Annotated in this window: 19 protein-coding genes and 1 pseudogene; 9 read left to right on the top strand and 11 right to left on the bottom strand. The window is 60.4% G+C overall.

The annotated features are described in order from the left end of the window. Positions 1-109: 109 nt before the first annotated feature. Positions 110-2,122: an oxidoreductase gene (locus tag D8W71_RS11370; RefSeq protein WP_121113546.1), complete on the bottom strand. Its 2,013-nt coding sequence runs from the start codon at positions 2,120-2,122 to the stop codon at positions 110-112. Next, positions 2,123-2,971: an NAD(P)-binding domain-containing protein gene (locus D8W71_RS11365; protein WP_161965444.1), complete on the bottom strand. Its 849-nt coding sequence runs from the start codon at positions 2,969-2,971 to the stop codon at positions 2,123-2,125. It lies immediately after the preceding gene. Positions 2,972-3,369: 398 nt separating this feature from the next. Between D8W71_RS11365 and D8W71_RS11360 the strand changes: the two genes are divergently transcribed. From D8W71_RS11360 to D8W71_RS27345, 7 genes are all read left to right on the top strand, one after another. Then, complete coding sequence (locus D8W71_RS11360; protein WP_161965443.1) at positions 3,370-3,774, top strand: VOC family protein; 405 nt, start codon at positions 3,370-3,372, stop codon at positions 3,772-3,774. An 81-nt stretch (positions 3,775-3,855) separates the two neighbouring features. Next, positions 3,856-4,611 carry a TetR/AcrR family transcriptional regulator gene (locus D8W71_RS11355; protein ID WP_121113540.1) on the top strand — a complete coding sequence of 252 codons (756 nt, stop codon included), beginning with the start codon at positions 3,856-3,858 and terminating at the stop codon, positions 4,609-4,611. 480 nt (positions 4,612-5,091) lie between these two features. Then, positions 5,092-6,312: an acetyl-CoA C-acetyltransferase gene (locus tag D8W71_RS11350; RefSeq protein WP_121113538.1), complete on the top strand. Its 1,221-nt coding sequence runs from the start codon at positions 5,092-5,094 to the stop codon at positions 6,310-6,312. 37 nt (positions 6,313-6,349) lie between these two features. Further along, positions 6,350-7,081 (top strand): SDR family NAD(P)-dependent oxidoreductase, encoded by a 732-nt coding sequence (locus D8W71_RS11345; RefSeq protein WP_121113536.1) that lies wholly within the window; start codon positions 6,350-6,352, stop codon positions 7,079-7,081. A 25-nt stretch (positions 7,082-7,106) separates the two neighbouring features. Continuing rightward, positions 7,107-8,897 (top strand): acyl-CoA dehydrogenase, encoded by a 1,791-nt coding sequence (locus tag D8W71_RS11340; protein ID WP_121113534.1) that lies wholly within the window; start codon positions 7,107-7,109, stop codon positions 8,895-8,897. Positions 8,898-8,915: 18 nt separating this feature from the next. Beyond that, positions 8,916-9,671, top strand: coding sequence for an SDR family NAD(P)-dependent oxidoreductase (locus D8W71_RS11335; protein ID WP_121113532.1), 756 nt, complete (start codon positions 8,916-8,918; stop codon positions 9,669-9,671). Next, positions 9,668-9,919 carry a hypothetical protein gene (locus D8W71_RS27345; RefSeq protein WP_153275364.1) on the top strand — a complete coding sequence of 84 codons (252 nt, stop codon included), beginning with the start codon at positions 9,668-9,670 and terminating at the stop codon, positions 9,917-9,919. The genes D8W71_RS11335 and D8W71_RS27345 overlap by 4 nt, the downstream gene beginning before the upstream one ends. A gap of 694 nt (positions 9,920-10,613) precedes the next feature. On the opposite strand, the gene D8W71_RS11330 is transcribed toward D8W71_RS27345, so the two are convergent. Further along, positions 10,614-10,970 (bottom strand): ArsR/SmtB family transcription factor, encoded by a 357-nt coding sequence (locus D8W71_RS11330; RefSeq protein ID WP_121119001.1) that lies wholly within the window; start codon positions 10,968-10,970, stop codon positions 10,614-10,616. A gap of 44 nt (positions 10,971-11,014) precedes the next feature. Between D8W71_RS11330 and D8W71_RS28405 the strand changes: the two are divergent. Together D8W71_RS28405 and D8W71_RS11315 are read left to right on the top strand one after the other, a co-directional pair. Further along, positions 11,015-12,414, top strand: a pseudogene (locus tag D8W71_RS28405) (MFS transporter). A 1-nt stretch (position 12,415) separates the two neighbouring features. Then, positions 12,416-13,423, top strand: a complete 1,008-nt coding sequence (locus D8W71_RS11315; protein WP_121113526.1) for an LLM class flavin-dependent oxidoreductase — start codon at positions 12,416-12,418, stop codon at positions 13,421-13,423. A gap of 207 nt (positions 13,424-13,630) precedes the next feature. Here the strand turns inward: D8W71_RS11315 and D8W71_RS11310 are convergent, their stop codons facing one another. The 8 genes from D8W71_RS11310 to D8W71_RS11275 all read right to left on the bottom strand — a co-directional run bounded on the left by D8W71_RS11310 (position 13,631) and on the right by D8W71_RS11275 (position 22,800). After that, on the bottom strand, positions 13,631-14,536 hold the full coding sequence (locus D8W71_RS11310; RefSeq protein ID WP_121113524.1) for an aldo/keto reductase: 906 nt from the start codon (positions 14,534-14,536) through the stop codon (positions 13,631-13,633). Between the two features lie 161 nt (positions 14,537-14,697). Next, complete coding sequence (locus D8W71_RS11305; RefSeq protein WP_161965440.1) at positions 14,698-15,636, bottom strand: ketopantoate reductase family protein; 939 nt, start codon at positions 15,634-15,636, stop codon at positions 14,698-14,700. A 45-nt stretch (positions 15,637-15,681) separates the two neighbouring features. After that, entirely contained in the window at positions 15,682-16,923 is a 1,242-nt protein-coding gene (locus D8W71_RS11300) for an MFS transporter (RefSeq protein WP_236077839.1), read from the bottom strand. 332 nt (positions 16,924-17,255) lie between these two features. Beyond that, positions 17,256-18,323, bottom strand: coding sequence for a LacI family DNA-binding transcriptional regulator (locus tag D8W71_RS11295; protein WP_236077838.1), 1,068 nt, complete (start codon positions 18,321-18,323; stop codon positions 17,256-17,258). 45 nt (positions 18,324-18,368) lie between these two features. Next, positions 18,369-18,833: a VOC family protein gene (locus D8W71_RS11290; RefSeq protein ID WP_201265325.1), complete on the bottom strand. Its 465-nt coding sequence runs from the start codon at positions 18,831-18,833 to the stop codon at positions 18,369-18,371. Between the two features lie 243 nt (positions 18,834-19,076). Continuing rightward, on the bottom strand, positions 19,077-19,556 hold the full coding sequence (locus tag D8W71_RS11285; RefSeq protein ID WP_121113516.1) for a (2Fe-2S)-binding protein: 480 nt from the start codon (positions 19,554-19,556) through the stop codon (positions 19,077-19,079). Further along, positions 19,553-20,434 carry an FAD binding domain-containing protein gene (locus D8W71_RS11280; RefSeq protein WP_121113514.1) on the bottom strand — a complete coding sequence of 294 codons (882 nt, stop codon included), beginning with the start codon at positions 20,432-20,434 and terminating at the stop codon, positions 19,553-19,555. Before D8W71_RS11280 ends, D8W71_RS11285 begins: the two co-directional genes overlap by 4 nt. Beyond that, the gene (locus D8W71_RS11275) at positions 20,431-22,800 is read right to left on the bottom strand and encodes a xanthine dehydrogenase family protein molybdopterin-binding subunit (RefSeq protein WP_121113512.1); all 2,370 of its coding nucleotides are present in this window, start codon (positions 22,798-22,800) and stop codon (positions 20,431-20,433) included. Before D8W71_RS11275 ends, D8W71_RS11280 begins: the two co-directional genes overlap by 4 nt. Positions 22,801-22,813 lie beyond the last annotated feature (13 nt).

Genomic DNA, 22,813 nt, shown 5'->3' with positions numbered 1-22,813 from the left:
GGACAATGCACCGATACCGCGGACATGTCTCCTGGAGGCGTGTTATCACCACGGCGCCGCTGACTGCGCACATCTGGCCTGGCAACATCCTCGACCATCGCGGCAGCCTCTACGACGGAACCACCGTCAGCGCTGTGCCGACGATCGACAGGTTGTCCGACGCATGAAGTCCGTCCCACATGGCGTTGTCCAGCCGCCTCGGTGCAAGGCAGTCGCCGATGCGCACCACTCGGTCGTCGGAGCCCAGCGCGTTGTACAGCCGATCGTCGACAGAGCTGCCCGTAGCAAGAACCACCGAGTCGAAATCCCCGAGATCGACGGTCTGCCCCGAGAAGACGTCATATGCCTGGACTGATCGTTCGCCGATGGCATCGAGCCACGTATGTGCCCGCAGTTCGACGCCGGCACGGCGCAGTCGTTTGTACAGGAATTCCTGACTGGCCCCGCTCCACACACCGACGGACGTCGACCTCGACACCAGGGTCACAGTGTGCCCGTTCTGTGCGAGAAATTCCGAGGCCGTGGTTGCGTGACCTTGGAATTCGTCTTCGGCGATCAGTACTCGGTGTCCAATGTGCTGTACGCGCTCGAACGCGTCCACGGCTGTGAAGACATGGGGGAGGTCGTGGCCGGGAATTGCATGAACGTCGGGGCGGTGTGTGGAGAAGCCTGTCCGCCATGGGATCGACCCTGTTGCGAGAAAAATGTGGTCGAACGGATCGAGATCGGCGACGGTCGCAGAAACCCCCAACCGTACATCGACATCCAGCGCAGCAAGCCGCCGTTTCAGATGCTCGACCAGCAAGCCGAACTCAGCCCGCGACGCGGCGCGGGAGGCCAGCTCTATCTGTCCTCCAAGAAGGTCTCTGGACTCGAACAGAACCACGTCGGCGCCGCGTTCAGCACTGACCACCGCCGCTTGCATCCCCGCCGGACCGCCGCCGACGACGGCCACGGACTGCCGACCAACGCGCCCCTGAATCGTTGTCCCTTCGAACCCGACCCTGGGGTTGACGGTGCATTCCATCTGACCGCCTGCCGCTGTCTTACCGACGCATCCTTGATTGCAGCTGATACAGGGTCGGACCTGACTGAGGTGGCCCGACTCGATCTTGTTCGGCATCGTGGGGTCGGCGATCAATGCACGGTTCATTCCCACCAGATCAGTTGAACCTTCCGCAAGAACCGACTCGGCGATGAGCGGATCCTTGATTCGCGTGGCGACCATCACCGGAATCGACACTTCGTCCTTGATCTTGCGTGCTGCGTCGACGAACATCGCTGTGTCGTGGCCCATGTCCGCGATCCAGAGCGGATAGTTCTCGTTGCTTGCTCCGCTGACATTGAGGTAGTCGACGCCGCCGGTCGCCTCCAGGAGCAGGGCCGTCGCAACGGCATCGTCCGGAGTGTTACCGCCGGCGATCATGTCGTCGCCGTTGATGCGGACTCCGACCAGGAAGTCTTTCGTCACTACGGACCGGATCGAGCTCACGATCTCGGTCACCACTCGCACTCGGTTCTCCGGGGTTCCTCCCCACCGGTCTTGTCGGTGGTTCATCTGAGGCGAGAGGAACTGCGCGAGCCCGTACCCCTGTGCCGCAAGCAGTTCGATCCCATCCCATCCGGCCTGTTCCAGCAGTGCTGCGGATCTGGCGAAACTGGAGATCATGTCGGCGATCTCGGATTCCTCGATCTGTTTGGGGATCTCGCGGACCACGGTGTCCGGGAGCGGCGAGGAGGACAGAAGCGGTAGATGGCTCGCGCGTGACGAGCCTTGGCGCCCCCCGTCCCATAGCTGCGCCAAAAGTAGTGTTCCGTGCTCGTGTACTGCATCGGCGAGTCGGCGATGGCCGTCCACTGCGTCCGGTGAGAACGCGTAGTTCTGTCCGCCGCCGGTCTTCGATCGGCTCCACGCGGACATGTTGCCCACGACGATCATCCCCACGCCGCCGGCAGCGCGTTCGGCGTAGTAGTCCACTTGCTGGTCGGTGACCCGACCGCCTGCAGCGAAATACGTGCCGTGCGGCGGCGACACTATTCGGTTCTTGACCACTCTGGATCCGATTCGCGTCGGGCTCATCAGCAGGGGAAGGCGCAGACCGTCCGTCCATGTATCGATCATTTATGGTGTCCCTTTCGAATCAGGTTCGTTCAACAGCGTTCTGGCAATTGCGACGTGTTCGACGACATCGTCGATGGATGCATCAGTGAAGGGGGAACGAGGAAGCTCGCCTTCGAGCAGTCGAACGTCTTTGAGCAGTAGTTCGACCTGGTTTTCGGTGAGTGTCGCGAGAGAGTCGCCCGCGACGGTGGATCCCGAAGAAGCACGGATGACCTGGTGGGCGAGACCGGTGTCGATTCCCGCCTCTTGGGCGGTCTGTAATGCAACAGAGGCGTTCAGTGCGCTATGGGCCGCGAGTGTGTTGTTGATCAATTTGACGAGCGATGGATGACCTGCCTGTTCGAAGGTGAACACCGTTGCGAACAGCTCCGCCAGCAGGGACGACTCGAAGGCGTCGGGTGCAGGGCCTGCGAGCAGACCCGTGAGTTCACCGTTTCTGGCTCTGACCTCGCCGCCCGAAACCGGTACCTCGAATCGCCGACCTTCGAGGTCGGCGGCGGTTATCCGCTGGGCGTCATTCGGGGTCAAGGTGGTGACGACGAACAGGGTCGCCCCGCGGCCCAGCGCCGAGCTGATGTCAACGTCGGCCAGTACGGCCTCGACCTGAGCGGCGGTGCGGACCGCCACCACGACGCATCCGACCGAAGTCCACTGAACTGCATCGAAACTCGAGACCGCCGTGCTGCCCGATTCAACCTCCCAGTCATCGGCTCGCTTCGAGTCGAGGTCGACGCCAATTACCGCACGGCCACGGTCGACAAGCCGATGAGCAATCCCTCCTCCGATTCCGCCTAGACCCACCACGACCACATGACCGTCCCGTTTTGACCGTTCATCGACCTGCGTCATTGTTGTTCCTCTCCGGTAGGTGAGCCCCTGTCTTGCGCGACATCTACACAGCTTTGGTCTGGGTATTGTCAACGCGCACAGCATGAAACGTCGATTGCGGCATATCCGTTCCATCCACGCCGAGCCGAGTATACGTCGACTACCAACTGTTGGGTCAGAAAATCAACCAACGAGTCGTTTCGTCGACGACCCCACTTCCATTCGCAGGACCCCCACGGACTCGGAGAACTTCAAAAATCGACCCACCTATTGAAATACTGACTCGACAGTCGGTATGGTCGCACAGAGCGGGCATCCGGCTCCCGCGCGGCGCTGCTGCCGACCACGGTCGGCGTCTGGTTGCGCCTATGGATCTTCGGTGGCGGAATTCCCGTACACCATTGTCAGAAGGAGCGAACGTGAGTCTTGCGGTCAACGGAATCAACATCGCGGTCGAGGATCTACCCGCGGCGACGACGCGCTACGAGCGCCTCTTCGGCGTCACGGGCGAACATGTGGGGCCGGAGGGGTTTGCGTTTCCCGGTCTGGAGGGAACGAGGCTGAACGTAGGTGGGTTCATCATCAGCTTGATCACCTCCACTCAGGACGGAACCTCGGTGGCGCGCTTCCTCCAACGGCACGGAGAGGGTGTATTTCTTTTCTCGGCGAAAGTCCACGATCTCGATGCGGCCACCGATGAGTTGAAGCAACAGGGACTGATCCCGCTGCTCGACGAGGCGGTACGCGGAGACTTCGGGGCGGTGAACTTCTACCATCCGAAGGCACTGAACGGCGTACAGCTCGAGTTGATCGAGCAGGCGTAATCGTCCGACGTAGGGGCCGGGCCGGCCGTTTTGCGTGCCACAGCCCAAGGCGGTGAGGGAAGGTGTTTATCCTCGGTGACTATGACAACTGCTTCTGAGCGTGCGGATGCGGCGACGGCCAAGAGCGCAGGCGGCTCTGTACGCAACTCGGTGATGCGCGAACGCATCACTGAGAGCGCCGCCCGCCTGTTCCAGACCCGTGGCATCAACGGAGTCACGATGCAGGAAGTCGCAGCAGAGGTGGGTTTGTCGAAGGCCTCCATCTACCACTACTACGACAGTCGTGACGATCTCCTACGTCACGTTTTCGGCGATTGGGCCCGTAGCGAGGTCGAGAAGGCGCGAGCGATCGCTGCGTCCGAGGACGATCCGGCCACGAAATTGGCTGCATTCATCAGATTCCACCTCAATTCCCTGGTCGATCACCTCGACTTGTACGCGCTCTCGTTCCGTGAAGAGAGCGAGTTGCCTGCCGATGTTCGCGACGAGTTCCGGGCGTTGAAGCGTGAGCACGATGTGCTGGTTCGTCAGATACTGCGTGAGGGTGTCGAGGCTCGCGTATTCGAGCCGGTGGACGAAACACTTACCGCTTTTGCCATCGACGGGATGTGCAATTGGATTTGGAAATGGTATCGACCAGGAACGGGCGGCAAGCCAGCCGACGACATCGCCGAGACATTTGCTCATCTGATTCTTCGTGGAGTGATGGCTGGCGATTCGTCCGTGAATGCTGGGTGGAACGACGAAGTCCGCGATACCGACGCCGCACTGGCCTATCACGCGCGTGAAATTCGCCATCACACAAGCCAACTCGAGCTCCTGCTGAAGGCTCGATAGAACCCGGGGAACGTATCGAAACCGCACACCATACCGAGCTGCATCCCACGCAGCGGGTTGCCCACTTGCATGTCCATCGGCAAGCGGTCGGCAGTCGGCGGTAGGCAGCCCTGTAGCTGCGGTCCTGCAGGAGCCTCCCGGTCGTCGCGCACGGCAATAGAAGCGTCGCGAGTCTGATTCCACCCTGCATCGGCAACATACGCGCGCCCCGCACCGTCAAGTGGGCCCGAGTGAAGAGCCGGCCGGCTCACGCGGCCACCCAGCGTCTTGCCTCGGCGCATTCAATTTTTGGCCTTTCTTTCGGAAATACCTCCCTACGGGCTCGTGTAACTGCCTGGTGCGCAACGATGCTTGCCTGCGCCGGCGTCTCCTCGTCGACACTTGACCGTCCGTCCTCACCCAGTCATACTGCGATAAGCAGACCCTCTGATCGAAAAACCGACTCTATGGTCGAACAACTTAGAATGGAATCCGAAAATCATGCCTGAAGCAGTCATTGTCTCCGCGGCTCGATCCCCCATCGGCCGGGCCGTCAAAGGTTCTCTACGCGAGATCCGTCCCGACGATCTGGCGGCACAGATGGTTCAAGCTGCGCTGGGCAAAGTCCCTGAAGTCGATCCGCGCACCGTGGTCGACCTCATGCTCGGTACTGCTCAGCCAGCTGGCGAAGGCGGTTACAACCTGGGACGCGCGGTCTCAGTCCTTGCCGGCATGGACCATCTGCCAGGTGTGACGGTCAACCGGTACTGCTCTTCGAGCCTGCAGACCACACGCATGGCGCTGCACGCAATCAAGGCTGGTGAGGGCGATATCTTCATCTCCGCCGGCGTCGAGACAGTCAGTCGATTCGGCAAGGGAATGGCAGACGAGAACCCCGACACCCACAACAACGTCTTCGCCGACGCAGAGGCTCTCACTACGAAGCGCGCCGAAGGTGAGGGTGACCGCTGGCAGGATCCGCGGACGGTGGGCGAGCTTCCCGACCTCTACATCTCCATGGGACAGACCGCGGAAAACGTCGCCGAACACAGCGGAATCTCACGACGCGAACAGGACGAATTCGGCGTCCGCAGCCACAACCGTGCCGAAGCTGCCATCGCACAGGGATTCTTTGCGCGTGAAATCACCCCTGTGAACTTGCCAGACGGAACCTTGATCGGTGCTGATGATTGCCCTCGCCCCGGAACCACGTACGACAAGGTCAGCACCCTCAAGCCCGTGTTCCGCCCTGACGGCACTGTGACAGCAGCAAACGCGTGCCCGCTCAACGACGGCGCCGCGGCATTGGTGATCATGTCGGATACCAAAGCGAAAGAGCTGGGCCTGACACCGCTGGCTCGCATCGTCTCAACCGGTGTCTCCGGACTATCCCCGGAAATCATGGGCCTCGGCCCGGTCGAAGCGACCCGGCAGGCACTCGGTTTCGCCGGTTTGACCATCGATGATATCGATTTGGTCGAAATCAACGAAGCCTTCGCCGCTCAAGTCATACCCTCGGCACGCGAACTCGGCATCGACGAAGACAAGCTCAACATCAACGGTGGTGCTATCGCTCTGGGGCACCCGTTCGGTATGACCGGAGCCCGGATCGCTACCACCCTGATGAATTCACTGCAGTTCCACGACAAGCAATTTGGACTCGAGACGATGTGCGTCGGCGGCGGACAAGGCATGGCCATGATCCTCGAACGGCTGTCCTGACAACCACCCCACGGGCGATCCGAAAGCAAGGAAATCAATGAGCAACATCTCGTACGACTTCACCGGCAAATCCGTGATCGTCACCGGTGCCGCCCGCGGCATAGGCCAGGCCATTGCCCGACACTTCGCCCAAGCGAACGCCACCGTGTACATGGTCGACTTCGACCAGGACGAACTCACCAAGTCAGCCGCCAACGTCGGCGCAGTCGGAATACCGGCCGATGTCGGCAACACCGATGACGTCGAGCGTGTCGTATCGACCGTCGTAGCCGACACCGGCCGGGTGGACATCGTCGTCAACAATGCAGGAATCCTGCGGGACAAGGTTCTGTGGAAGCTTACCGACGACGACTGGGATCAAGTGTTGAAGGTGCACGCGGGAGGCACATTTCGATTCACCCGTGCCGCTGTCCCCCACTTCCGCCAGCAACAGTTCGGTCGCGTCATCAACGTCACCTCCTACACCGGTCTGCGTGGCAACCGCGGACAGGCGAACTACGCCACCGCCAAGGCTGGAATCATCGGGTTCACCAAGACCTCTGCCAAAGAGCTCGCTGCGTTCGGGGTCACGGTGAACGCGATCTCACCCAACGCGGCCACCCGCATGACGGCCACGATCCCGGACGAGAAGCTCGCCGAACTTACCGGGCCGATCGCCCGACTTGCGGATCCATCCGAAATGGCCGACGCCATATGCTTTCTCGCATCGGAAGAGGCCGGATACATCACCGGCGTTGTTCTTCCCGTCGACGGCGGGGTATCGATGTGACGGCGCGACTCGATCGGAGTTCGCGATGACCGACGTCCTGTCACGACGCGACATGGACTTCCTGCTCTACGAATGGCTCGACGTCGAGTCCCTGACGTCCCGCACGCGATTCTCCGAACACTCGAAAGACACGTTCGACGCGGTGCTCGATCTCAGCGCGGACATTGCACACAAACACTTTGCGCCGCACAACAAGAAGTCCGACGCGAACGAGCCGACGATGCGGCCGGACGGATCGGTCGAGATGATCGGTGACATCAAGCAGGCGCTTGAGATCTACTCTGCCGCGGGCCTGTTGGCGGGACCATTCGACGAGCGGGTCGGCGGAATGCAGTTGCCGACGACTGTATCCCGCGCGGCGATGGCGTGGTTCCAGGCGGCCAACGCATCGACCGCGTCGTATCCGTTTCTCACCGCGGCCAACGCCAATTTGATCGCGGCATACGGCACCGAACAGCAGATCGACGACTATGTCCGCCCGATGATCGAGGGACGATATTTCGGGACCATGTGTCTGTCAGAACCGCAGGCCGGCTCATCGCTGGCTGACATCACCACTCGCGCCGTGAAGCAGGACGACGGTCGGTACCGGATCACCGGCACGAAGATGTGGATTTCAGCCGGGGACCATGACCTGACTGAGAATATCGTCCACCTCGTCTTGGCCAAGGTCCCGGGTGGTGGACCAGGTGTGAACGGGATTTCGTTGTTCATAGTCCCGAAGTTTCTGCCAGGCCCGGACGGTGGCACACGAAATGATGTGGCGTTGACCGGTCTGAATCACAAGATGGGCTTCCGCGGAACTGCGAACACTCTGCTCTCGTTCGGCGATGGCACCCATTCGCTGGATGGTGCGGCCGGGGCAATCGGGTTCCTCGTCGGTGACGAAAATCGTGGCCTGAGCTACATGTTCCACATGATGAACGAGGCACGGATCGGCGTCGGGTTCGTCGCTACCGCTTTGGGTTACGTCGGCTACCTCAAATCCGTCGACTACGCGCGCACGCGAACACAGGGGCGGCGAGTCGGCGCGAAAGATCCGTCCGCTCAGCCGGTCGCATTGATCGAACACGCCGATGTACGCCGGATGCTTCTTGCGCAGAAATCCTACGTCGAAGGCGCCCTAGCGCTGGGCCTGTACTGCTCCTTCCTGGTGGACGAGCAGGACAGCGCCGACAACGAGGCGGATGCGGTGAACGCAACGCTACTGCTCGATGTTCTGACCCCGATCGCGAAAAGTTGGCCGTCTCAGTGGTGCTTGGAGGCCAACAATCTCGCAATACAGGTTCACGGCGGGTACGGCTACACCCGGGACTACGACGTGGAACAGTACTATCGCGACAACCGATTGAATCCAATCCACGAGGGCACCCATGGCATCCAGGGCCTCGACCTGCTCGGCCGCAAGGTCACGATGCAGGACGGAGCCGGATTGAGGCTGTTGGACGCAAAAATCTCGGCAACAGTGGACCGAGCACAATCCGCCGGCGGGGATACTGAAGGCTACGCAGCCGATCTGACTTCTGCTTGGGCTCGCCTCGTGGACGTCACCTCCGTGCTTTGGGCGTCGGGAGATGCCGCTGTTGCATTGGCAAATTCGTCGATATACCTCGAAGCCGTCGGCCACACCGTCATCGCGTGGATGTGGCTGGAACAACTCATCGCCGCGGATCGCCGGACCGGCGATTTCTACGATGGCAAACGCCAGGCGGCCCACTACTTCTTCGCCTACGAACTACCCAAGGTCGGACCACAGGTTGATTTGTTGGCGAGTCTGGATCGGACCACACTAGACATGAACCCTGCGTGGTTCTGAGCCAACGGAGCGCAGCCAATGACTATTCTCGACAAATTCCGCCTCGATGGCCGAATCGCAATCGTCACAGACGGCGCGTCGGTGCTCGGTGGTGCCCTCGCCCGAGGGCTGGCTGAAGCGGGCGCGGATCTCGTTCTGCCCGCACGTCACACCGACGAAGTCGAGAGGACATCAGACCTGCTCGCTGGCATGGGCCGACGTGTAATGGTGGTCGAAGCCGATGTTACAAATCCAGCTGACTGCACCACCGTGGTCGAGGCAGCGGAACGCGAGTTCGGGAAAGTCGATGTCCTCGTCAACAATGCCGAAATAGCAGCCGCAGGGAAAGCCATCGACACGACCGTCCTTGACTTCCGGTCTGTGATCGACAACAACCTCCATGGCTCTTACTGGGCAGCGCAAGCATGTGCGCGTGTCATGCTCCCGGGTAGCTCGATCATCAACATCTCGAGCATATCGGGCCTTACAACGACCGGTATTCCTCAGGCTGCCTACAGCGCAAGCAAGGCCGCGATAATGGGGCTCACGCGAGACCTCGCACAGCAGTGGGGCATTCGCAAGGGCATTCGCGTCAACAGTATTGCGCAAGGGTTCATCGACGGGGCGAACAACGCGGGCGGTTGTCCTGCCGAAGGCCACCTCGAACGGACCTTGCTCGGACGTACCGGCGGCCCCGAGGAGATAGCCGGCACACTGGTATGGCTCGCATCCGAGGCAGGAGGCTACGTCACCGGACAGACCGTGGTTGTCGATGGCGGGGTGACCATCACGTGAGACCCGCAACAGCCAAGGACGGTTCCCGACGCCAGAGCGACGGGTACACGAAGATCACGTGCTTCTCGAACGCAGTCGCTCCTGCGTCCATGGTGACCTTCGGTATCACCAAGGCCGCCTTTGGCAACGGACTGGATGATTTTCGCGGCAGGCGGCGTCAGGGCCGTGACGGTCGGGTAGGGAGCGGTGCGACGAAAGACGCCATTCAGAGTGAACAGCAGGGGGCATCTGCCAAATCGCTCGATTGACATTGCCCTACTAGTTGGAGAGCCCCGGGAGACTGGGTATGCAAGGTTGACTTAGTAGGATCGGGTTTTTGAGGATGCACACGATGTTGATCCAGTATTGGCCCATTCCTGATGCAGACTTTGGTGGTCTGTGTCCAGCCTGTGGATGCTCATGTTCGGCTGAGACCGTTCGACGCATAGTCTCGAACGAAGAACACATTACGGCCGACTACGCGGCATGCCGCAAATGCCCATGGGAGGGATTCGCCGATATGACTCGAGGTCGAAGCGCGGTGTGAGTCAACGCAGTAGGCCCGTGCGGCACGGCCAGCTGCAAGTACCGGGATTGCGGGTTGTCTAGCGTTCCGCCATCGGTAGATGACATCAGTCCGCAGAGTTCGCCTGCTCTGGACGGTGAGAGCTGCGGGTCGGCTCAGGGTGTGAGGGGCACGGAGTCGGACGTTGAGTCATTCGAGCCGTGGCGCCCCTGTCCAGGCGAGATGTCAGTCGGATCGACGCGGGATTTGCTCTGGAGTACTGCGCGCAAGTTTCGGGCATTAGATACCGCCACGCTTCAGGAAGACGGGCGTGACGTACCCGCGCTTGGACGTACGGATCGAATCCATAATGCAGCCGTAGGTTTCCACTGCTTTCGAGGTCGTGGTGTGTGGCAGCGCGGGTTGTGCCAATTCGTTTCTACTGCAACACACGTAAGCTAGATTTCTGCATCGGTTCTGCGACTCTCGTTCGCCGCTTCTGCGGGTTCTGACTCCACGACCAGCAATCGCAACAAGCCTGGGAACCGCTGATCGATCTCTGCCCTGCGAAGGCTGATGCCCTTGCGGTTTCCGTAGTCGACGTAGTCGATCAGACCTGCGTCACTCAGGGTTCTGAAGTGATGCGTTTGGGTCTGCTTGCTCACAGGCAGCCCGAACGAGTTGCACGTCCGTTCGGGATCATTACTGTCCGCTGCCAACTCGGCTATCACTGCCCGGCGATTCTCGTCGGCGAGGGCGCGGAGAACCACACCCAGGTCGAGATCTCCAGTCGCGGAACCCTCGTTGGCCGTCATCGAACCACCTCCCTCGTGTACGACTTGCATAGTACCTCGTTCTCATGGTTTTCTGTGTACGAAATATTTCGTACCTAGGAGGTTTTGTGTCGACACCGGTGGCATCACAAGCGAGACAACCAGTTCCATCACGGCTGCTTGCCCCTATAGTTTTACTCGGCGTGTTCCTCATGCCCATCAACATTGCCGGAGCGGCAGTCGCGGTACCGGCAATCTCGGACGATTTGGGTACCGACGCGGTTGCACTGCAGGGAGTGGTGAATGGATTCAATATCGCACTCACTGTTGCGGTTCTGGTGTGGGGAAAACTTGCTTCTCGATTGGGTAGTCGCAGATCCTTCGTCGCCGGCCTGATGATCGTCGCAATTGCGTCGGCGCTCAGCACTGTGTCCGTGAATCTATGGATGCTTGATCTTGCCAGGGTGGTAGCCGGCATAGGAGCCGGTGCCATCGCGATTGGCGGTACGACCATACTGTCGCAATCGTATTCCGGCGCACAGCGTACTCGGATGTTCACGCTGCTCGGCACGATTGTGGGCGTGGGACTGGCAGCAGGGCCGACCTTCAGCGGCCTCCTCATCTCCGGTCTGGGCTGGCGGGGGTGTTCGGGGTGACGGCAGCGCTTTCCGTCCTCACTCTGGTTGCCACCGCGTTCAATACTCTGCCCGCATCCGAGCCCCCGACCCACGCCCAAGGAGGCAAAGTCCTCGACCTGTCACCGCTGAAGTACCCACGCTTCGTCGCACTGGTGCTCGTGCCAGTCGCGGGATCGATCGCGTTCGTCTCCGTGCTCACCTACCTACCCGTCGCATTGAGCGCAGTGCACGACATCGGTTCCGCCGGAGCCGGAATGGTCATGCTGCCGCTCACCCTGCCGGTACTCGTTGCGCCGATGGTGGCAGGGTTCTTCGTTGCTCGACTCCCTCGCGTAACTTCCGCCGAAGTCATCACGGCTTCTCTGATCATGCTGGTAATCGGTGGTGTGCTCTTCTTTCTGCTCTCGCCCGACGTTCCGGTCGCCCTGCTTATAGTTCCTATGCTGCTGCTCGGATTCGGATGGGGTTTGCCTCTTGGACTTGTCGACGGTGAGGCACTCGGATCAGTCCCCCACGATAAGGCGGCCGCGGCCGCAGGACTGCTCAACTTTCTCCGGCTGGGCAGTGAAGCAGTGGCCGTCGCGGCGTTCGGTGCAGCTATGAGCACCGTCTTGGTGACCAAGCTCGGGACCAGCGAACTGGCAGCGTCGGTGGCTGCAGGATCCGCCGGTCATGCGGACGCCTACGCGAGCGCCTTTCATATGGTCATCCTGGTGACCTCCGTCCTGACGTTGCTGATCGGAATCGTCATAGTCACTTTGGGCCGCACACGCGAACCAGCTCCGGCTGAGCAGTCCGTGAGCATCGATGGACAAGAACCCGCCGTCGTCACCGAATCGACGTCCTGACATGACCAAGAACCTCGGATTGCTCTCGTTCGGTCACTATCAGGATATTCGTGGATCACAAGCTCGAACAGCGCGTGACGCATTGACGCAAGCCATCGACATCGCGGTGGGTGCAGAAGACCTCGGACTGGGCGGCGCCTGGATCCGCGTACATCACTACCAGCGGCAATTCGCCGCACCGTGGGCGCTGCTCTCGGCGGCGGCAGCACGAACGAGTCGAATCGAGCTCGGCACGGCTGTCATAGACATGCGATACGAGAACCCTCTGATCATGGCAGAGCTCGCCGCGGCAGCTGATCTCATCAGTGGGGGCCGACTTCAACTCGGACTCAGCAGAGGGTCGCAGGAACCCGCATTGCGTGGATACGAGGCGTTCGGAGTACACCCGTCGTCGGAGACATCAGTGAGCGACATCGCCCAGCGGCACACTGCTCGGTTCCGTCAAGCGATTTCTGGTAAGCCGATGGCTGTGAGCGACCCGGAACAGACGAGAAGATCTGTGCCGCTGCCGATTGAGCCAAGATCGAAAACCTTGCCCGATCGGATCTGGTGGGGATCTGCCACCCGTCGCAGCGCGCATTGGGCGGGAACGCAGGGAATGAATCTCCTGAGCAGTACACTGCTGTCGGAAGACAGCGGTGCGCCGTTCACCCAACTGCAAGCTGAACAGATCCGCGCGTTTCGTTCCGCATGGAGCGAGGCAGGGCACGTGGGCGCACCGCGCGTTGCCGTGACCCGAAGCATCCTTCCTATCGTCTCGGTACGTGACCGCGACATGTTCGGCACTTCTGCCACCGAAGAACACGTCGGCATCCTCGGCGGTGCGGTGTCCCGGTTCGGGAAGAGTTATGTCGGATCGCCGGATGTGGTCATGGCGCAGCTAGCGGACGATGAGGCGGTTGCAGCGGCGGACACCCTACTCATCACAATCCCCAACCTGCTCGGAGTATCCGAAAACTTACGCTTGCTGCGCAACATCGTCGACCACGTCACACCAATCCTCGGGTGAGACCGGCGACGGGAGGAGCAACGCTGGACGGGAAGTATAGAAGCGAAGTCGAAGGCGAGACCGAGTATTTTTGGACAACCTTTGCAAAATCATCGGTCTCCGCACAGTTGTGGAGGTTCGATGTGTGAAGTGCTTGTCCCATAGCTCGGTGGTGACGTCCGGTAGCCGAGCCACTGCGTGGTGAGGCAATCGGTCTCGAGTCCACCTCTAGGAAATGGCGGTAATCAGCCGCATCTCCTCCTCGTTCAGACCAATACGTGCAGATTCGATATTTTGTTCGAGATGCGCCCTTTGTGCGGTTCCCGGAATGGGGACGATATTCGGTCTCAAAGCTAACAACCATGCGATTGCGATCTGCCCGACAGTGGCGTCGTGGCGTGCACCGATTTCCGCGAGTACCTTCACCGAGGAGGAAAGTTGCCCGGCTGCCATCGGAGCCCACGGAATGAATGCGATGCCAGCCGTGTAGCAATAATCGACGACACTTCGCGAGGAGCGATCGGTTACATTGAAACGATTCTGAACGGACTCGATGTTTGTGATCTTTTGTGCCTGAATTATTTGTTCGACGTTGACCTGGGACAGTCCAACGGACCGAATCTTTCCTTCTTCCTGGAGCGACTTCAGTTCTCCAACTTGATCGTCCAGAGGAACCTGCGGATCGACTCGATGCAACTGAAAAAGATCGATGTGCTCGACCCCCAACCTGCGCATACTCAGTAGTGCCTGCTGACGTAGGTATTCGGGACGACCGACCGGGGGCCACGCTTCAGGACCAACTCTCATCGGCCCTTGTGGTGTATCTATCACATCGGGGCCGTTGCGAGTGAGCCCAGCTTTGGTGGCAATCAGGATGTCGTCCCGGTAGGGGTGGATAGCCTCCCTGATGATCTCTTCCGAAACGTGGGGTCCATAGGAATCGGCTGTGTCTATGATCTGAACACCGAGTTCGACGGCTCGCCGCACAACGGCAACGCATTCGCTCCGGTCGGAGGGCGCCCCCCAAATACCGCGACCTGTCAAACGCATTGCGCCGAAACCTAGACGAGACACTGTTTTACCCGAGATTGTAATTTCACGACAATTATCGGTAGACCTGCCGGATTGGGTCATTACTAATCCTTTTCTTTTTGAGCCGCAAACGTGCTTCGTTGATTTCAGCGCTACCGGCAGTGGCAGTTCGGGCATTGTTACGGTACAAACAATGGAGGGTCGCCGCATTCATCATTTCGAACATTTTTAAGGTCGGGATGGTCCGTTCCCGCAACTACAGTTCACCGGTCGACTTCACGACGATTACCGGCGATCTCATATACGGACAGGTTCATCTGAGCCAGCGACAGAAGCGGCGTGTCGATTTCGAATCCACTTGCCCTGGCGGTGAGATCACCCAAAATCTGGTCTGCCTCCAAACGGCGGTTCTGTAGCAGATCGCGATAAAGCGAGGATGTGGTCGACGCATCTGGGTCGGTCAGCGCGTCCTGCATATCGCGAAGGCATTGCGGCCGAGGAGGGTTACCCGACGCGTTAGCGACGGTGACAACCTCATCGATGACTGCTTTTACCAGGTCTGTTCCTCCAGAGGTCGAGTTGACGTCCCCGATCGACCCTCGCATCAAGGTGCAGATTGCGCCCAGTGCGGCTAGAAACATCCACTTCTCCCACATATCCTGGTAGATCGTGTCTGAACATTCTGCGTCGAAGCCTGCTCCGGTGAGGGCGGTTCGGATGCTGGGAAGGCGGCCGTCGTTGCGGCCGTCGAGTGTCCCCCATCGCAGCGACTGCGGTGTTCCCAGCTGCACGATGTCGTTGCGGTCGTTCGTTTGGGTTGCAAGCCGACACGTCCCTCCGTAAATTTCACCGGTTCCGAGAGCATCGCTGATCTTGTCGAGGTGTGCGATGCCGTTGAGAAGAGGAACGACGACGGTATCGGTGCTGACCGCTGGTTCGACGTCTGCGAGAGCTGCGGGTAAAGCGAACGATTTGACGGCCACAATAACGAGGTCGTAGGCGCTGTCGATGTTATCGGCTGTAATTGTTCTTGCCGGCACAGTCTCGATACTGCCGTCCATCTTTACTATCCGGATACCGACGGAGCGGAGTTGTTCGGCGCGCCGCGCCCTGGCAAGAAAGGTGACGTCGCGGCCAGACTGGATAAGCCGCGCCCCGAAGTATCCTCCGACGGCCCCAGCGCCCAGGATCAGAACTTTCACGTTTTTACTTCCCATTTCGTTGGCAGCGACGCCCAGCGGTTCGCTTCACACTAGTTTCCGGCCTTTGGTTTCAGGGGTGAGGACGGTGGTGATCAGGCCGATCGCGGCGAGGACGATCGTGTAAAGGACAAATATCCATTCAAGATCTTTGCCGGCGAGTGAGGTGAGTACGTAGGGCGCTGTACCTCCGAAGATGGCAACGATGAATGAGTAGGGGACTCCGATTCCTGACGCGCGGACGGCGGTGGGGAATAATTCGGCAAAATAGGCAGGCATGATGCCGACAAAGGCACCGAGGAAGAACAGCGCCACCATCATGACGAGAGCGAGCCGGACCGGAGAGTCGTCGAGTGATTCGAAAAGGGGATACGGCAGCACAATGAACGCGATACTGAAGGTGATGAAGATCGGTTTGCGCCCGAACCGGTCGGACAGTAGGCCCCAGACCGGGAGGGTCAGCATGAAGAAAATATTTGCAATCACGCTGGCCCACAACGCTCCCGATGCCGGTACGTCCTTGGCGCTGATGGCAAAGCCCGATATGCCGATGGCCCAGGTGTAGTACACAACGGTCACACCGAGTGTGAGTCCCACGATCCGTACGAGACTGACTTTGTTCGCCGCGAGACCGCGTAGGAGGTCTCGGGTCGATTGGAGTGACTGCCCTGTCCCCTCGCCGGGCAGCTTGGCTTCTTCGGTGAATGCTTCTGTTTCCGGGAGCGTTCGTCGCAGGTACAAGCCGACGAGACCGAGCAGGCCACCGAAGAGAAACGGGATTCGCCACGCCCAGTCCCCGATAGCGGCGTCACCCAGGGTGCTTGTGATGCCTGCACCGATCAGCGTGGCGAGCACGATGCCAGCAGTGACGGACACGTACAGACTGGTCGACCAAAGCCCTCGGCGTGCTGGCGGAGCGATCTCGGCAATGTACGTGTAGGAGGCTGCGATCTCCCCTCCGTGCGCAAGCCCCTGCGAGAGCCTCGCGGCAACGAGAATTACTGCTGCCCATATGCCGATCTGGGTGTGATTCGGTGCGACACCGATGACGAGGCTCCCCGCCGCCATGAGAAGCATCGACGCGGTCATCGAGAACCGGCGCCCCCGACGATCGGCCAACCACCCGAACAAGAATCCACCGATCGGCCGCATGATGAAACCGACTGCGAAAACAGCGAGTGTGGACAACAACGCTGCGGTTGGGCCGGCGCCGACGAAGAACTGCGTTGCGAAGAACGGCGCGAAAATTGCGTAGACACTCCAGTCGTACCATTCAAGGGTGTTACCCACACCCGCACCGATCAAAGTGCGAAAGCGCCTTATGGGAGCACCGATCTCGGTCACTCGGGTCGAGTTCAAGCTGGACGATGGCACTGGGGCCTCCTTGCGAGGGTACTGGGGCACGTCACCGCGTAAATTGCAGCCGACGCTCGCGCTGCACTCGCGATACGCAGTGCGCGCGAAATAGTTCATTGGTGCGAACGAGGCAAATTTTGACTACCCAGAAAGTGACGTCGACGCGAAATCACCTATGCGCTACTGGTTTCAGTCAAGGACTCGAAGCCGTCGGTCTGTCAACTATGACGGTAGACACACCTGCAAGGTCGGTCAATCGTTTGATATCAACGGTACGTCCGTCGTAGATCGATAGTGCTCAAGGAACACGCGCCGCCGCGGTCGAATCGCGCAGTAGCAGTTTGGGAGGCTCTGGAACAACGATACGGCGGGGTCCCTCCTTCGGTGAGAACCACCGCCAGTTCGACTGCCTCGGCGCCCAGTTGCCGGGTCGGTAGGGCGACGGTCGACAAGCGCGGAGACAGAAAGTCAGCAAGCCTGTCGGTATGCAGGGCAAGAATGGAAAAATGTTCGGGGACACAAATTCCCGCATCTCGGGCCGCCGCGAGAGCGCCGACACCCATAGGGAAGGTGCCGGCAACGAGTGCAGTCGGCGCCGAGTTGTGGCGCAGCGCGCGCAGGGCTCCCTCGTATCCGGCGGCGTAGTCGCGATCCCTGACTTCGATTGGCGTCCCAATGGCTGCGTGCTTTGCGCAGGAGGCTACGAAGCCGCTTTTACGGCGAACCATCGTGTCGAGTGTGTGCGAACCAAAAATTCCGCAAATTGAGCGGTGACCGAGCTGGACCAGGTGGTTCACTGCCAGAGCAGCGGCATCACTGTCTCGTAGGACGACGCTGGCCGATACACCTCGAACCTGACGATTGACCAGAACGACTGACCTCGGTGCTTTTTCGACAAGTTCGCGTAACGACCCGTCTTCGATATGCCCGGAGGCAACCATTATTGCGTCCACGCGGCCGTGCATCAGCATGTCCGTAATGGTCTCGTGCGGATCCCCGGCAGCGTGGGTACCGAGGACAAGTCCGTACCCACGTTTCTTCGCCTGTTGTTCGACACCCTGTGCGATCGAGGCGTACACAGGGCTGGTGAACCCTGGCAGCAGCAAGCCGAACGTCTTCGTCCTGGAATTTCTCAGACCCCGCGCCGATGCGTTGGCGCGGTATCCGAGTGTCTCCGCGGCATGCTTGATTCTGGCGCGGGTGTCCTGTGATGCGAACCCCTTCGGATCGTCGCGGAGAACCCGCGAGACCAAACTGACATCGACCCCCGTCAGTCGAGCGACATCGGCCAGCGTCGGACGTCGTCGAGGGTCTGCGTCTTCGCTGGGTGGCACGGCTCCGATTCTTTCACTCACCAGAGAGGGTCGCTCCGCGCACGGTCACGGCTCGAATGGCAGCGCGGAGACAGCGCGGAAGGCAGGCGAGGTGGTGGGGTAGTCGAGGACATTGATCAACACCCCGTCAGGGTCGCGGACCATGGTGGATCTGAGTCCATCCGCCGACAGCGTCTGTATCTTCCATTCGAACTGTACGCTGCACGTTTCCAGATAGGCAGTGATGCCTTCGAGGTCGTCGGTGCGAAAAACGATGGCTTTGAGACCGCTGGTTTGCAGGTGCGGACCCGGAACGATCGGTGCGTCGGGATGCTCGCGTGCGCCTCGCTGTGCGAGCAGCTCGATTCGAGCCGCGCCTCGCTCGATGATCACGAGCTCTGCATCCACCACGGTGCTGAAGGTTCGGTAAACCACTTCGAATCCGAAGACGCGTTGGTACCATTCAAGCGATTTCGTCAGATCCGTGACGGAGACGGCGACGTTGTCGAACTCCAAGCCCTCGATAGTCATAGAACTACTCCACTCTGCTAGGTGCATCTGTTCCCCACCCGTCTCGGGTAGGTGTTTCACGTGATGGCTGCAACTTTTGCGGTGCGACGGACTCGAGTTGCTCGGCAGGCCATCTCCGGAGTTTCTGCCCCGGGCCGCACACTCTATGGATACCGCGAGCGATTGGGTGTGGTTGGACGCCTCCACCTGATCCTCGGCTGAGAAGAACACGCGGCTCCGGCACTGTTCTCCGACCCGACCACGTCAATCGCCTTGCTGCATGATCTGCGAGGCGCGCCTGACGCCGCGGACAAAGTTCTCGTAGCCGGTGCATCTACAGAGGTTTCCACTGAGAGTGTCTCGAATCTCGGCATCGGACGGTGTCGGTTGCCGATCCAAAAGTGTTGTGGCCGAGAGGATCATGCCCGGCAGACAGAATCCGCACTGAAACGAGTAGCACTCCATGAAGGCCTGCTGCACCGGGCTGGGATCGTCCACGGTGCCCAAGCTCTCGATGGTTCGGACCGATTGTCCGTCGGCTCGTCCAACGAAGATCAAGCACGTCTTCACACAGTCGTCGTCGACATATGCCGTGCATGTGCCGCAGTCACCGTTGCGGCAGCCAACGCGCACGCCCTTCAATCCGAGGTGCTCGCGCAGAACATCTACAAGGATGGCATCGCTGGGAACCGTGACCGCCTGCGCCTCGCCATTGACTATCAGGTTCACATGCTGGTCGGTCATCGTGTACCTCCTGGTGTTGTCAGTGCCGTCCGCAGAGCACGACGGGCAATCTCTGGTGCAACGCGGCACCGGTAGTCAGCTGAGGCTCTGAGATCCGACCAAAGATCGCCAGAAGGAACGCATCCGATCGCGGCGCGCACCTGTGCGATCGCAGTATCCTCGTCGAACGTCCCTTCATTCGCTTCGATGGGAATTACTAATGGAACCGTCGCCAACCCGCCCACCACCAACCGTCCAGCGGTGCCCGAGCCATCGACATCGGCTGGAGGAAGAAGGCACGACGCGGTGACCACCGGCCACGAGGATTCGGCAAACTTCAACTTGTAGTACGCGGCGCGCATTGTGCCGAATCGCCGCGGAAAGCTGATTCCGGACAGGACCTCGGACTTGCTCATGTCGTTGCTCTCGGCGCCGACAAAGAAGTCGGCCGCTGCGACGACGCGCTGCGCCGCAGCAGATTGCACGATCATTTGCGCGTCCAACGCGACCAACACCGCCGGTGCATCGGAATGTGGCCGTGCTGCGCACCCTGCACCACCGAGAGTTCCTTGGTTGCGGATCTGGATGCCGCCGGTGATACCGCTGGCCATCAGGTGCAGGAGGCGTAGTTCCCGGCGGACAGTCGGCGACACGATCAGTTGCTGGTAGGCCACCAGTGCGCCGACATGGATTTCACTGGCGCTCGCCCTGATCTCGCGGGCGTCGATCCGTCCGAGGTCGATGATTCTGGAAGGCGTCGCATAACCATGAGACAGAGAGGGAATGGTAAGCGTCCCGCCGCCGATCACCATCGTCGTATGCCCGACCGAGTGGTGTCGTTGCAGTAGCTGCGCAGCTTCTACGGCACTGCGAGGAAAGTCGACACGGCGCGTAGTCATCGTTCATCGCAATTGAAGTCGAGCATGTCCAACACCCGCGGGGGCGTGAGTGGGAAGGTCTTCGCCTCGACGCCCCATCGCGCAAGGGCATGATCGACTGCATTGGCCACTGCCGCCAGTGCTCCTCCTACTCCGGCCTCCCCCGCACCCTTCGCGCCGAAGAGAGTGTTGGGAGAGAGTGTTTCGAAGTGACCGACAGTAAACGGTGGTAGGTCGTTCGCCCGTGGAATCAGGTACTCCTTGAACGACCGCGACCGAGGATCGCCCTGGTCGAATTGGCTGTGTTCGAACAGCGCTATTCCGACGCCCATAGCCATCGCGCCCTGTAACTGCCCCTCTACCAGGGCCTCGTTGATGACGCGGCCGCAATCATGTACGGCAGTCAAGCCTTGCAGCGTGATCTTCCCAGTCAGCGTATCCACAGCCACGTGTGCGACGTAGGCGCCGCTTGAGAAGTATGGATAGCTGTACCGATAGGGCGCCGTCTCGTCGGGTCTGGTCGTATTGACGGGACGATAGGTCCGTTCGTGCCGCAACGCCGATGGATCCAACGAGAGTGCGTGTGCACTGATGGCCGCGAAGGGCAGCGGTGGGTGTTCCGCTAACTCGACGTGTCCGTCGACGAGTCGAATTCGAGAGACGGGAACACCCGTGAGAGCTGACGCATGTTCGGTCAATTCCGTTGCCAGGTCTCGTGCGGCGAGCACGACCGCTGCACCTCCGACCGCTGTGCCGCGGCTGCTGGCGTTACCGGTCCCGGCCGGGACGATGTCCGTATCGCCCTGCACTATTGTGACGTCACCTCGGGTAAGCCCGAGCACGTCGGCGGCTAGCATCGCGAGGGAGGTTTCCCCTCCCCCGCCAGGGCTGGTGACACCGCTGTACACATGGACGTGACCGTCTGAATCCATGGAAATCGTCGCGGCCTCATCTGCAGCAATGGTCGGCACCACATTCTCCGCGAGCCGACCCGACGCGTGCCCTCCTCCTTCCGGAGTGATTTCGAAAGCGATGCCGACGCCTTCGAGGATCCGGGTGTCGGTGTCCGTGCGAACGGCATCGCAGAGCCCGTCGTAATCGGCGAGCGACAGCACCTCGTCCAGAACGCCTGCGAAGTCGCCACTGTCGATGAGGTATCCGGACGGCATCCTGTGCGGAAAAGCGTCCTTGCTCAACAAATTCCGGCGCCGCACGACCACCGGGTCCAGATCGAGAGATCTAGCAATCAGATCCATGGTGCGTTCCATCACCAGAATTGGGCCTTCTTTGCCGAAACCACGCAACGACTGCCATGGCGGTTCGTTCGTCTCGACCACCAACGACTCGATCGCGACGTTCCCGATGCTGTACGCAGTGGGGAAGCTGGCTGCTGCGACGAACGCCTGGCGCCAGCCGGGCGAGGTCGATTCGGCACCGACCGGAATGACGATCTTGTCATCGAATACGGTAACGATGCCAGATTGATCGAAACCGACTGTGACGTCGTGCAATTGCTCGCGGCCGCCGCCCAGGAAGCATTCGCCGCGGCTTTCCATCCACTTGACAGGACGGCCGGTCAACAAACTCATCAAGCACACGAGCGGCTCCTCGACCGGTCCTGTCATCTTCAATCCGAACGAGCCGCCCACGGAGGGGACAACGACACGAATCGCACTCTCGTCTATACCCAGAACCGTCGACAACTGGCCCCTCAACTGGAAAGGCTGCTGGTGTGAGGCATGGACCGTCAAGCGTCCGTCGCCTTCGGACCAGGATGCGACGTAGCCGCGGGGTTCCATCGGCGCAGTCGAGCTTCGTTGCATCGAAAAGCGATAGTTCCTGGTGTGAACGGCCGCGGCGAGCGCCGCGTGCGTATCGCCGCACTCGAAGACGTTCTTCGCGATGACACGGTCCGCGAGTACCCGCGTCAGTCCACCAGCGGCGCCCCGCTGCTTCTGAAACACTGCGGCGTCGAACACGCCAGGTAACGCTTCGTACACGGCGGTGATTGCTGCGGCTCCCTCCGCGGCCGCGCTGCGAGTCTCGCCGACCACCACCGCGATCGCCTCGCCGACGAACCGAACTTTCTCGGTCGGTAGTGCAGTCATGACGCTTCGTCGTCCACCGATCAACTCGGGCTCACCGAAGCTGTACGGCAGAGGACCCAAGTACGTGGCAGCCTCTTGCCCCTCCAAGACTCGCACCACACCGGCGACCCGGCGCGCGTCCGCGACGTCGACAGCAACCAAGTTCGCGTGTGCCATTGTGCTTCGAGCAACCGCCATGTATAGCATGTTCGGCAGGCGCACGTCGTCGACGTAGGTAGAGGTTCCGCTAACGAACGAGAACGCGTCGGTCTTCGGATACGGTTGAGGCTTTTTCACCATCGAAATACGGCTT

The organism is Rhodococcus sp. P1Y (assembly GCF_003641205.1).
Lineage (GTDB): Bacteria > Actinomycetota > Actinomycetes > Mycobacteriales > Mycobacteriaceae > Rhodococcoides.
This window is presented reverse-complemented; position numbering and strand designations above follow the sequence as displayed.